At 44.7% G+C, this 14,435-nt stretch carries 6 protein-coding genes; 1 reads left to right on the top strand and 5 read right to left on the bottom strand.

Going from position 1 to position 14,435, the window contains the following annotated elements; all coding sequences use genetic code 11:
• Positions 1–5: 5 nt before the first annotated feature.
• From GL182_RS19085 to GL182_RS19070, 4 genes are all read right to left on the bottom strand, one after another.
• A complete protein-coding gene (locus GL182_RS19085) occupies positions 6–2,354 on the bottom strand; it encodes a ThiF family adenylyltransferase (protein WP_163381385.1) in 2,349 nt (782 codons plus the stop codon).
• Between the two features lies 1 nt (position 2,355).
• Positions 2,356–3,438, bottom strand: coding sequence for a ComEC/Rec2 family competence protein (locus GL182_RS19080; protein ID WP_163381384.1), 1,083 nt, complete (start codon positions 3,436–3,438; stop codon positions 2,356–2,358).
• A 135-nt stretch (positions 3,439–3,573) separates the two neighbouring features.
• Entirely contained in the window at positions 3,574–3,780 is a 207-nt protein-coding gene (locus GL182_RS19075; protein WP_163381383.1) for a helix-turn-helix domain-containing protein, read from the bottom strand.
• Between the two features lie 143 nt (positions 3,781–3,923).
• The gene (locus tag GL182_RS19070) at positions 3,924–7,628 is read right to left on the bottom strand and encodes a GLUG motif-containing protein (RefSeq protein WP_163381382.1); all 3,705 of its coding nucleotides are present in this window, start codon (positions 7,626–7,628) and stop codon (positions 3,924–3,926) included.
• Positions 7,629–7,881: 253 nt separating this feature from the next.
• Between GL182_RS19070 and GL182_RS19065 the strand changes: the two genes are divergently transcribed.
• Entirely contained in the window at positions 7,882–8,997 is a 1,116-nt protein-coding gene (locus tag GL182_RS19065) for a Fic family protein (RefSeq protein WP_163381381.1), read from the top strand.
• A gap of 26 nt (positions 8,998–9,023) precedes the next feature.
• On the opposite strand, the gene GL182_RS19060 is transcribed toward GL182_RS19065, so the two are convergent.
• Positions 9,024–14,402: a GLUG motif-containing protein gene (locus GL182_RS19060; RefSeq protein ID WP_163381380.1), complete on the bottom strand. Its 5,379-nt coding sequence runs from the start codon at positions 14,400–14,402 to the stop codon at positions 9,024–9,026.
• Positions 14,403–14,435: the final 33 nt, after the last annotated feature.

Genomic DNA, 14,435 nt, shown 5'->3' with positions numbered 1-14,435 from the left:
TTATGTTATTCAACTGTTGGTTTGACAGGGTAATGGGGTTGGTTAACAGGATGAACTGTACAAGAATAATCCCCATTTCTAGAAAAAATTATCATTACGGGACGAGTGGTTAAATATTCTTTTTGTTCCGAAATAGAAGAAAGGCTTTCTATATCGGTACCACTAGGAGAATTGTTGCTATGTGGATGGCTATGCCATTCCCCTAAATATAAAAGTTGTTTTGTTGCGTGTTGGTTTACAAAATTTTGGCAATACTCTACATCTCGCTCAAATCTAGAAGCTGTTCTCTGAGAATTTGGCCCTGGACCTGAGGCGTGCAAGATTTGAACAGAATTATTTTTTACATCAAAATTACCTATTAAGACACCGCCGGTTTCAACACCTGGAGTAGCTAATACTAAGTTTTGCATATATTCTAATGCCTCTTGACTTAGTATTATCTTAATTGGGTTTAACCCTTGGCAATATTGGCATTGTGGGTGAGGAGCGAGTTTTCGTGCTTCTAGAACAGAAGGGGTGCTGCTTGTGATGTTAATGCCGCTAAATGAATCACTTGCCCAAACCCAATGGTTGACTGCTTGATTGTTCGGTGATTGCAAATAATCTAACAATGTCTTTCCTGCGAGTGCAGAAATAAGTTTAAGATCCGCAGCACTACTTGGCCGTATAGGATTATTACATTCATTGCGAATTGTGGGTAATTCATGGTCTTCTGGAATATCTATAAAGCTTTCATGTCCCTCGCTTCTGTAAATACTTAAACAATGAAAGCAAGCATCCTGACCAGGAATAACTCTAAAAATCCGAGCTGATTTACCTCCACGTAGCGCTCTAACATAAAATACTGTACGCTTATTTAATAAAGCCTGTTCATTCAAATAACTTTCTGTATTGTCATCAGCAATAGATGAAATACCAATACCATTTTCAGGGAAATATTCAGGAATGTCCTCTAATAATATATTTTTTCCAATTGGTAGGATATTAATATAAGGATTGTGTTCACGTAATATCGTTGCTACAGCATCTACTTTTCGTTGGTTGGCCTGACGGCAACTAGCTAGATGCCTAATACTGTTATGGGCAAACATTATTTGGTTATCTACTAAACAAACTGTACCTATTCCCCCTTTTGCCATGATATCAGCCGTTTCGCTACCTAATGCTCCACACCCGATAACTGTTAGTATCCTGTCTTTAACGATATTACGATCTATTCGTCCCTGATTTCGTAAATGATGTTTTTCTTCGGTTAGAGCCTCAGAATAAGCAGCTGTCACTTGGTAATCTCCTAATACCTCAGTGACATTAGGTTCTCCGATGATCAGGGGGTGATTATTGCTAGAAATTTTCTTCAGTAAAAGAATAACCCAATCCAGCTCGCCTCGTCGATTTAGAAAGCGGAGACCTATAAAAATAGATTGCTCTTGCGCTTTTAATTTGGGCCAAAAGCTTTTTACGACTTCAGCCACCCCCTTGTCTATATCTCCGTGACCCAGTGCAACGATGAGCTCTTGAGTATTTTTAAACACATCTGGTTCGGCTGTTAGGTGCCACCAATGACCTTCTATTAACTCTTCATCTTTGATAAGGTCATTTAACCTTGTTTGATTATGAGCTATTTCCTCCCTGCTCTTAAGCCCATCAGGCATGAAGGGTAATTGTGTTAAACTATTATCCGTTTGTATGCCTGAAGCAGTTTGATTTACTAAGCAGGCACCAAAGTATACGTTAGGTAAGTTTTTCCGAGAAGCACTCTTCGGAACCTCATACATATAGTTTAAGTAAAATACACCCTTTTTACCATTATCCATATAAAAACTATCAGTTAATAATACATGGACTCCGGCCTTATTGGGATAATGTGAGAATAGTTCTACCTCAGCTCCTTCAGGAGGGAAGTGATTTGTAGTGAAGCCAGCTAAGTATTTACCAACCCTTTTTAAAACGGTATTTGCATCGAATATCTCTGCGCCAATTTGGTCGAGATTATCCTGTTCCAAGACACATAAGCTTCCATCTTCGTTTTGATGTCGTCGATAATAATACTTTGCCTTAGATGATAAGAATTTTGATACCTTATGATGAGTCAATGAAGCTAAATTATCTAATTCTGCTTCAGTCAATACTGCTTCAATTAGATAAACCCATGGTAAGGCATATGGAGTGGCCTTAGGGTAAACAATTGCTACAGGGTAGCGTTGTGTCTGTCCATTTGCTCTAACTTTAATTGTTCCGGTTGAAACAAACAATACATCCCGTCTTTGAGCTAATTCTTCATAATGACTATTACTACTAAGCTGCCTAGATTCTCTCTCTAAGATCTGAGGATGAAGTTCAAACCATTCACTCATATCATCCCATTGGTTTTTTATCTAAAGTACTGGTTCGTACGCCTATTATCGCTGCAGCAGCTTTTTTACTTCCCTCTGAATCACTACCGGAATGATCATCAAAACCATACTCAGTAGCTAGTTCACCATTGTCAGAATCGATTACATAACTTCCATTTGGATAAATGTCTACTATCATAGATTCTCGCTTGTTACCTAGATGAAAAATATTATCTTCCTCCAAATGTTTTCTATATAGCTCCATTGCATCATCATGTGGATGATCATGACTGCTTTCTTCTTGGGTCGGAGCACTTACTATTAGATAATTGGGGGAAATGGTTTCAATATGAGTTTCATAAATATCGTCGTCGTTATTTGGAAACTTAAAAAAGGTACGAGAACCATGATGAACTGCACTTAGAACCTCAGCCTGAACTGAATCTTTATGGTAATTCAGTATATGATCTTCCCAGGCAACCCTATCTGCATCGCCGGTCATTAGTATATTTCTAGCAGGATTTCCATAAGTTAACTTAATGACGGCACAATGTTCATGAATACGACGATATCTCTTCTCAGCGTCGTCACCTGCTATTTCTTCACATAAGTATTCTGCAGGCGATAAAACATGGAAATCAATATCTCCAATTTTTTTAATTACTTGGGTCTCCCCATCTGACGCTCTTACTTTATTCAGATCGTTTGTTCCAAAGAACTTATATTCATTATCAGAACCAATTGCTTTAATGACACGCCTCATTTCCTGGTAAGCATCGTCATGCTTTTTTCCCGGAACATGCCCAGAATGCCATACTTCCTCAACCCCAACCTCGTTATGAATTTCTTCTATGCCTTCTGTATGATCTTTATGAGGATGAGTGTTCATAAAGATGATTTTTTTATCGTCAAGGAGATCTTTGAGTAATTCTACTGTATTAATACCACCTGCACTTATATCAATATTATTGTCTAACAATACATAGCGAAAATCACTACCATCCGGTATTGTAAGTATTGCTGAGTCCCCTTGTCCAACATAAAGAAAGACTATTCTAAAAACGCCTTGATCAGGAACAATAATTTCTTTTGCTTTATTTGCCATAGGATAACCGAGTATAGTTCGTATGCTTCATTCTAGCAACAAATATACTCAGAAAAAATTACTTCTCATGTGATTGTCTTTTAGACACATGGAGAGGAAATTATGAAGTTGAGATTAATCCTAAATGGATATTGGCTAGCGTTTTCTAGTTTCTGTTAAATACCCTTGAAGCTCTTGCTCCCAATTCATTAGACTTTTCTTGGGAATAAGCGTTCTTTTACCTGCTTTAACCGCCTTTAGGCGACCACTATTAAGCTCTTGATAAAGTTTTGTCCGGCCAATGCCAATTTGATGCATGGCTTCAGGTATGGTGTAAAAAAGTTTTTCATTATGGAGAGACATTTAAGACCTCTTGGTTCTATGACGTTTAAAGCTCAATTTTAAGAGATCTTAATTTATTTTTGTACGCACAAACCCGGCCATTTTCATAGTCTAAGGCTTAAAAAAGCATTGGATCCCTCGGAGCTCTAATTATGAACTATATTCTATTTTAAATACCCTAGTTGCTGTAAAAGCGGCTTGGTAAAATAGATTGTATACGCGTTGCTGGTTAGATTGGTGACTGTATCAGTATCGCCCGATGCTGAGGGAGAAATCAGATTTAGGTCAAAACTATTATTATCCAGATTAATCCCACCATTCAGGATATCCACATTATACATCGGGGCATCGGTACTAATTCCATTGGAAGAAGATACACCACTACTACCTGGTGAATACTGCTGCAATGGAGCAACCGGGCTAGTTACGGTACTATAACGACCTGCTTCTGTGCTGGCCGGCATATCCGGTTTTACAATCGTTAATGTTCCTGATTGAGTTGTAATATCATAGCCCTGTTGACCGGAATACACACCCATTGGTGTAATGGAATAGTTCCCTGTATTCACCGCATTTTGCGCCGTTCCGCCATAACTTAAAACACCACTCAAATCCGTTGCATCCCCACCGTCTTTAAAACCGGACCAGACAACACCATTACCGCCCATATAAGCAGTCCCATCATAGATAGCACTGGCGTTATTAGCGGTAACTGTCAAAGGGGTCATAAAATGACGTAGCAAGGGCGAAGTCTGGCCTTCATAGATACGCCACGCAGTACCAGTGCCACCGGCATCATCGATATCCCATTCGGAAAAGCTGTCCATCTCCTGCATCTCAGCCGTGGTGAGGCCAGTAGCGCCCGCACCTCCAGCACTGGTTGCCATGCCCGACGTGTCCATATCCCAATAGCTGTTAGTGACACCTCCGTAATGCAATATTTGTCCGACAAGACCACCGCCACTACCGGCTTTTGAAACAGAACCAGTTGCATAACTGTAGCTGATCATGCCACCGTTTTGATGGGTACCTACCAGTCCGCCAACGTTACTACCCGAACCTGTTACGGCTCCTGTCGCATAAGTTTGTTGAATTACACTGTTAAAACTTCTACCGACAAGACCGCCGATATAATTAGCTCCTGAAACAGCACCTGTTGCATAACTATAGCTGACGGTGCCGTTGTTCTCATTGTATCCCACAAGTCCACCAACAATGTTATTGCTCAATCCTGCTACTGTTCCTACGGAATAACTGTGGTTGATTGTGCTGTTGTTATTTACTCCCACCAAACCACCAACACGATCACCATTTCCTGTAATGGTACCAGTTGCGTAACTTTGGTTAATTGTGCTACCACCTTGATTGCGCCCAACTAGCCCCCCTACCATAGAATTTCCAGTAACCATGCCTTTGGAATAGCTTTCATTGATTGTACTGTTTACGTTATAGCCAACCAACCCGCCGACATAATCCCCATTTCCTGTAACTGTGCCGGTCGCGTAGCTTTCACTAATGATGCTGGAATTATTATATCCAACTAGACCGCCGAAATGCCTACTTCCCATAACATTGCCAGTCGCATAGCTAAAATCGATTATGCCGTTGTTTAGGTTATACCCGACTAGACCGCCAACATAATCGCCAGTTCCCATAACATCTCCAGTAGCGTAGCTTTCACTGACTGTGCTACCTTGATTATTATACCCAACTAGACCGCCAACAGAGCTATTTCCTGTAACACTAGCGGTTGAGTAACTTGAACTGATGGTACTATTAGAATTAACTCCCACCAATCCGCCAATATTATTATTGTTTCCGGTAATATTTCCCGTAGCATAACTATTACTTATTACGCTATTTCCTACGTTACGCCCAGCCAAGCCACCGACATGCGTATCTCCAGTAATGCCGACATCAACCAAACCAACATTGCGGATGATGGAATTTTCCGCAAGACCAAATAAGCCAACATTATCAGATCTATCAATATACAAGTCACTAATGATGTGATTTTGGCCATCAAACTGACCGGTAAAGCGATCGTTAAAATTCCCAATCGGCACAAATCCTGCGCCGGTGTCCCAGTTGACGGTATCGGAGGCATCAATATCACCGCTTAACGCATAGCTGCCCGCACGCGTGGTATTGTTTGTATTGATCGCTTGCAACTGATTAACATCATGCACCAGCATCCAAGCCGTGCTATCGCCCGTAATGTTTGCACTGTAATCCGTCGGTGTCGAATACGCACTTGGGTTATAATAAAGATCCGTTCGACCACCACCCGTCATCGCAACTGAGCCCGAGCCATTAAAGCTCACCGTCCCAGTCCCAGATCCCGCCTTGTCAGAGCGCAATACCAATGACCCACCAGTCGTATTGTTAATGCTGGCGTTAATATCTATATCACGATGCGCATTTAAGATCAGTGTCCGATCACTGCCCCAGCTTAACGCATCTTCCACAACGATATCACCTGGATCAGACCCCGTATCCGCCGTTTCAATCGTCACATTGTTCGACCCCAACTGACCCGATAACACAACCGGTGTGATATCACCACCAACATCTGCAATGGTAAAATCCTCAGGGTCGATATACCACAGACCCGTCTCACCATTAGGGGCCGAGGTATCTATACTGATTGCATCTTGGAAGGTCGCACGGCCCTTACTTGACGTCTCAATCATCCCCCCATCTCCGGATTGTAATCCACCCTTTGCCGATAGTGTTGCCGATATATCCGTCAACTCGTTTGACCACACCACAATGCTGCCACCATCACCATTGGTGATGGCATCCGCCGTAATAGTTGTATCGGCGTCCACTGTTGTGGTATCCGCCTGGTGTATACCTTCTCCACCTTGATAGCCACCACCAATACGAATGGTGCCACCGCCTTCACTGCCAGAGGCGTCTAACCGGGCGCTAGCCAGGTTTATCTCCTTACCCGTCACCTCAATCCGGCCACCCGTTTCAGATGCACCCTTACCGGATGCGTCGACTGTGCCTGAGACCGAGGTGGTTGCCGCGTCACCACTTAAAATAATCACACCGTTCTTCTCATGAACGGATTTGGCTTCGATCACACCCGTATTACTGACCAACCCATCAACCATCGTCTTGGCCGATGCGGCTTCTAATTGCACCACACCGCCATCCGCCTCGATAACACCGTTGTTCTTAACAAGCTGCGCATTGATCGCATCGCTCGCGGCAATCTCAACCAACCCATCACCATACAGGTCAAACGTAAAACGGTCCCCTGATGCCAGATGAACCTTGCCTAACCGCGCCGTAATCGTTCCCGTATTCTCAACATGAGGGGCCACAAAACCAACCAAGCCGGCGTCTCGCACCGTAATCGTTCCATGATTAACAATCGATCCTGCCGGATCACCCCCCGCCTCAAAGCGGATCCGCGCATCGTTCATAAAGCTGTCTGTTGATACATGAGAGGATGTGGCAATCAAACTCCCCACATCAACCTGTGCCGTTTGACCAAACACAACACCGTTGGGGTTCATCACAACCACACGGCCATTCGCGCTTAACGACCCGTCAAACTGGGTTGGGGATCCTGATATAATACGGTTTAATACAATCGAGTTTACATCGGGTTGCACAAACTCAACACGCTGGTGGGATTGAGTGTCAAATCTTTGCCAGTTAATCACCGCCCGATTGGAATGCTGATTTACTGTAACGGCATTGCTGCCTTGGCCTGCAATATCCGCTGCACCGTCCACAACAGTTCCGCCTGACGGACCCGCCATAGCTGTTCCCGCTAACAATATCCCTGTTAGCGATAGCATCACTCCGGCGATAGGCAATCGGCCAATCAACTTAATATCCCCCGTCATCATAGCGTGAACAACCCCACACACACCTTAATCCTTACATCCATTATGTCTAAAAAAAGTTAATATATCACCGAACAATACAATGAAAGATCAATACCTTAATGCTATGTTTCTTGTAATAAATGAATCTTATCAAAATTAAAGGTTACTACATACTTGATATTATCAGTTTATTTTTATCTTTTGAGCCGAATAACATTGACAATTGGCTCATTTATTTATTATATTTGAGCCGAATAAAAGAGGTAATCGGCTCATGACGTATAACTGGCAACAAAAAAACTGGCCTGACTTTCAGTATGATTTATCAGAAATAGAGCCTTTGCTCTTTAAGTTTTCTGAAAAAGTAGGGCGTGTCAGCGGCCTATTAAGGGGATTGCCAGAAAAAACTCAAAATGAAGCTATTATCGATTTAATGGTAGCTGAGGCCATTAAAACCTCAGAAATTGAAGGCGAATATTTGAGCCGCCAGGATGTTATGTCCTCTATTCGTAATAATCTTGGCTTAAGCCATCAACAGGTGAGTGATTTGCGGGCACAAGGCGCCGCTGAGCTTATGGTGGATGTACGCAACACTTTTGAAGAGGAGCTAAGACAAGAAAAGCTGTTCTCTTGGCACCAGATGATCATGAAAGGCAGCAAAGGCATCACTGTTGGTGATTGGCGCAGTCATGAAGAGCCAATGCAGGTCGTATCTGGGGCAATGGGAAAAGAGAAAATTCATTATGAGGCCCCACCATCAAGAATTGTCCCACAAGAAATGACAGGTTTTATAAGCTGGTTTAATGAAACGGGACCTGGTGGCAAAAGTGAAATCAAAAAACCGGTGGTACGCTCGGCGATTGCTCATTTGTATTTTGAAACCATTCACCCGTTTGAGGATGGGAATGGCCGTATCGGCCGTGCCATATCGGAAAAAGCATTATCTCAATACGTGAAACGGCCAATTCTTTTAAGCCTATCACGGGCCATAGAGGCCAAGAAAAAAGATTATTATGCTGCTTTACAAAAAGCACAGCAGTCCAATGAGATCACACCTTGGATTACTTATTTTCTGACGATGGCAATTGAGGCGCAGGATCAGGCTGAATCCTTAATTGATTTTACGCTCAAAAAAACTCAGTTCTTTGATCGGTTTGCAAGTACCTTGAATGAACGGCAGCTAAAAGTCGTGCGTCGTATGTTGGAAGAAGGACCAAAGGGCTTTGAAGGAGGTATGAGTGCCAAGAAATATATTGCCGTCACCCAAACTTCAAAAGCCACTGCTACAAGAGATTTACAGGATTTGGTCGAAAAGAATATTTTTCTTCCGTTTGGAGGTGGTCGAAGCACAAAATATGCGCTTAATTTAGGTTATTCCGAGGAACGCTAAGAAAACAGGACAAAATCCACTTCATCCTATTTTAAATACCCTAGTTGCTGTAAAAGCGGCTTGGTAAAATAGATTGTATACGCATTGCTGGTTTGATTGGTGACTGTATCAGTATCGCCCGATGCTGAAGGAGAAATCAGATTTAGATCAAAACTATTATTATCCAGATTAATCCCACCATTCAGGATATCCACATTGTACATCGGACCATCGGTCCCAATGCCACTGGAAGAAGATCCGCTGCTATTACCTGGTGAATACTGCTGCAATGGCACAACAGGGCTTGGTAAGGCATTATATCGACCTGCCTCTATACTAGCCGGCATATCTGGTACTGGCACAATACTGAATGACCCTGGAACAAATGCCATGGTATAGTTCGTATCACTGAGTGCAACGGACCCTTGTGTGATCGCATAACTACCAATCTCAGAGGAGATAAGAGCAACTGTTGTCAAACTTCCGCTAAGCGGCGTATCTCCATTGGCCAGACCATCACCGCCAATAGCATAGGTTAGAACAGGATTAGCTTGCCCCTTAATTTTGGTCTTATCCTGCGCTCTAATCACTAAGTCACGGGTCGTAATCGTTAAATCATTCCCAGTATAAGAGGTGATCGTATAATTAGCATTGTTTAGATCACCCTGTGTGATTGCGTAATTGCCAATATCACTGGTCACGGTAGCGGTCGTTGCTAATGATCCAGACAATGTATCACCACTTACAAGGCCATCGCCGCCAACCGTATAATTCAATGCAGGGTTCGCATCACCGTAAACACGGCTGACCGCGTCCGCCGTCACCGTAATATCACGAGGGGTTATCGTTAATGCCCCTGATTGAGTTGTAATATCATAGCCCTGTTGCCCGGAATACACCCCCATTGGTGTAATGCCATAGTTCCCTGCATTCACGACATTTTGTGCCGTTCCGCCATAGCTTAAAACACCACTCAAATCGTTAACATCATCACCATCTTTAAAGCCGGACCAGACAACACCGTTACCCCCCGTATACGCAATCCCATCATAAAGAGTACTGTCGTTATTAGCGGTAACTGTTAATGGGGTCATAAAATGACGCAGCAAGGGCGATGTTTGGCCTTCATAGATACGCCATACGCTATCCGTACCACCGACATCATCGATATCCCATCCGGCAAAGCTATCCATTTCCTGCATCTCGGCCGTGGTGAGGCCAATGGCACCTGCTCCGCCCGCACTTGTGGCTTGACCAGATGTCTCAACATTCCAATAGCTGTCGGTGATGGTGCTGTCATTATTTAAACCAATTAAACCACCGACATTACCGCCACCTGAGACTGCTCCGCTGGAATAACTCTCATTGATTGTGCTACTATTGTTATTATAACCAACCAGGCCACCTACAATATCACTACCTGTGACATCGCTAGTTGCATAACTTTCATTAATTGTGCTATTGGCCCCATTTAGACCTACCAACCCCCCGATCCATTCGATCCCTGTAACCGTGCCAGTTGCATAACTCTCACTGATTGTACCGCCAATAATATTTCGTCCAACTAGTCCGCCAATTCGTGAATTTGATCCAGACACATCACCAGTAAAATAACTTTCACTGATTGAGCTACTTCTATTAAGCCCCACTAGGCCACCAACAACGGCACGACCCGTGACTACACCAGTGGCATAACTATTACTTGTTGTGCTGCCGTTTTGATGGGTGCCCACCAGGCCGCTAACATCGTTAAAACCTGTAATGTCGATATCAACAAGACCTACATTGTGGATAAGGGAGCCAGTTGTATATCCAAATAGTCCAATATTATTCGTTGATGGCCGGTTAATGGTCAGGTCCGTAATAACATGATTTTGTCCGTCAAACTCGCCGGTAAAATTGTTTGAGCTATTCCCAATCGGCACAAACCCACTATCGGTCCACATGCCGGTATAATCTCCACCCACCGGAGCCAATGCATCGCCCAGGTCAATATCACGCACTAATGTATAATCTGCACCCAAGTCCATCACCATTAATTGTAATTGATGCGCATTGCCGATATTGGTGGAATATTCCCAGCCGCCAAACGGACGGGTTTCATTCTCAATCATGTACCAATCATTGGTAAAGTCCCACCCAACATACGATGCTTGCTGGCGGGCTTGTGCGCTGGTTAAGCCAACAACGCCTGCGCCCCCGGCGCTGGTCGCCTGACCAGAGGTGTCCATATCCCAATAACTGTTGGTGACGGTAGCACCACCACTATTTGTTCCGATCAAACCGCCACCTCCACCTGATGAGACACTTACATTACCTGAAGACCAGCTATAATGAACTTCACCAAAAAAACCTCCTCCCAAATCACGATTCCGACCCACTAGACCGCCAGTAGACCCATAAGTACCTGATACGTTTCCTGTCGCATAGGAATGGCTGATAGTTCCGATATTATCACCGACCAAGCCTCCTACCTCTCTTTCGCCACCCGTTACATTGACATCTGCATAACTATAAATAATGGAACCTATATTCACGCCCACCAAACCACCATGCCTTCGAGTGGCGCCATATACATTTCCAATAGCATAACTATAGCTTAGTTCTGTATTATTTCGACTTGTGCCAATCAGAGCACCTACATCCCATCGTCCAATTACCTCAATATTTTCTAATCCTAAACGAGTAATGATAGCATTATTAGCAACTCCAAATAGTCCTACATTATTATTGGTTCCCGGCCGGTTAATGGTCAGGTCCGTAATAACATTATTTTGTCCGTCAAACACGCCGGTAAAGTTGTTTGAGCTATTACCAATCGGCACAAACCCACTATCGGTCCACATGCCGGTATAGTCTCCACCCACCGGGTCCAGGGCATCCCCTAATTCAATATTACGGACCAATGTATAATCCGCATTTAAATCCATCGCCATTAATTGTAATTGATGCGCATTGCCAATATTGGTGGAATACTCCCAGCGGCCAAACGGACGGGTTTCATCCTCAATCATGTACCAGTCATCGGCAAAATTCCAGCCACCGTACGATGCTTGCTGGCGAGCTTGTGCACTGGTCAGACCAACTGCCCCTGAGCCCCCTGCGCTCGTGGCTTGGCCGGAGGTGTCCATATCCCAATAGCTGTTGGTGACAGTTGAATCACTTGCATTCCGCCCCACCAAGCCACCGACATCACTAGTTCCTGTTATGGGTCCGGTGGCATAGCTCTGATTAACTGTACTAGAGTTATTATTATACCCTACCAACCCACCAACGCGACTACTATTACCCTCAACGATTCCAATGGCGTAACTATTACTGATCGTGCTGTCCCTATAATTTGCGCCGACAAGCCCCCCAATTCGTGAACCTAATCCTAAAACATTTCCGTCAGCAAAACTTCTACTGATTGTGCTATTGTCCCTGTTTAACCCAACCAGACCTCCAACCCATGAGTTTAATCCCATTATATCACCGATGGAGTAACTATCATAAATGATACCGCCTCTATTTTCACCGACTAGCCCACCGACGTGGTCGTTACCAGTAATATCGACATTAACCAAACCCACATTGCGGATAGTGGCTCCACTTGTATACCCAAACAATCCAACACCGTTTTCCGTCGGCCGATTAATGTATAATTCACTAATGATATGGTTTTGCCCGTCAAACTGCCCGGTGAAATTGTTTAAGCTATCCCCAATCGGCACAAACCCTGCGCCTGAGTTCCAATTGACGGTATCGGAGGCATCAATATCACCGCTTAACGCATAGCTGCCTGCACGCGTGGTATTGTTTGTATTGATCGCTTGCAGTTGCGTAACATCATGCACCAACATCCAAGCCGTGCTATCGCCCGTAATGTTTGTACTGTAATCCGTCGGGGTATCATACGCACTCGGGTTATAATATATATCCGTTCGACCACCACCCGTCATGGTGACTGAGCCCGAGCCATTAAAGCTCACCGTCCCAGCCCCAGATCCCGCCTTGTCAGAGCGCAATACCAATGACCCACCAGTCGTATTGTTAATGCTGGCATTTATATCGATATCACGATGCGCATTTAAGATCAGTGTCCGATCACTGCCCCAGCTTAACGCATCTTCCACAACGATATCACCCGCATCAGACCCCGTATCCGCCGTTTCAATCGTCACGTTATTCGACCCCAACTGGCCCGATAACACAACCGGTGTGATATCACCACCAACATCCGCAATGGTAAAATCCTCAGGGTCGATATACCACAGACCCGTCTCACCATTAGGGGCCGAGGTATCTATACTGATTGCATCTTGGAAGGTCGCACGGCCCTTACTCGACGTCTCAATCATCCCCCCATCTCCGGATTGTAATCCACCCTTTGCCGATAGTGTTGCCGATATATCCGTCAACTCGTTTGACCACACCACAATGCTGCCACCATCACCATTGGTGATGGCATCCGCCGTAATCGTTGTCTCTGCGTCCACTGTTGTCGTATCCGCCTGGGGTATGTCTTCACCACCTTGATACCCACCCCCTATGCGAATGGTGCCACCGTCCTCACTGCCAGAGGCGTCTATCCGGGCACTGGCCAGGTTTATCGCCTTACCCGTCACCTCAATCCGGCCACCCGTTTCAGATGCACCCTTACCGGATGCGTCGACTGTCCCGGACACCGAGGTGGTCCCCTGGTCACCACTTAAAATAATCACACCGTTCTTCTCATGAACGGATTTGGCTTCGATCACACCCGTATTACTGACCAACCCATCAACCATCGTCTTGGCCGATGCGGCTTCTAATTGCACCACACCACCATCCGCCTTAATGGTACCGCTGTTCTTAACAAGCTGGGCATTGATCGCATCACTCGCGGCAATCTCAACCAACCCATCACCATACAGGTCAAACGTAAAACGGTCCCCTGAGGCCAGATGCACCGTGCCCATACGCGCCGTAATCGTTCCCTTGTTCTCAACATGAGGGGCCACAAAACCAACCAAGCCGGCGTCTCGCACCGTAATCGTTCCATGATTAACAATCGATCCTGCCGGATCACCCCCCGCCTCAAAACGGATCTGCGCATCGTTCATAAAGCTGTCTGTTGATACATGAGAGGATGTGGCAATCAACCCCCCCACATCAACCTGTGCCGATTGACCAAACACAACACCGTTGGGGTTCATCACAACCACACGGCCATTTGCCGTCAACGACCCATCAAACTGCGTTGGGGATCCTGATATAATACGGTTTAATACAATCGAGTTTACATCGGGTTGCACAAACTCAACACGCTGGTGGGATTGAGTGTCAAAGCTTTGCCAGTTAATCACCGCACGATTGGAATGCTGATTTACTGTAACGGCATTGCTGCCTTGACCCACAATATCCGCTGCACCGTCCACGACCATTCCGCCTGACGGACCCGCCATGGCTGTCCCCGCTAACAGTATCCCTGTTAGCGA

Source organism: Cyclobacterium sp. SYSU L10401 (genome assembly GCF_010993705.1).
In the GTDB taxonomy this organism is placed as follows: domain Bacteria; phylum Bacteroidota; class Bacteroidia; order Cytophagales; family Cyclobacteriaceae; genus Cyclobacterium.
This window is presented reverse-complemented; position numbering and strand designations above follow the sequence as displayed.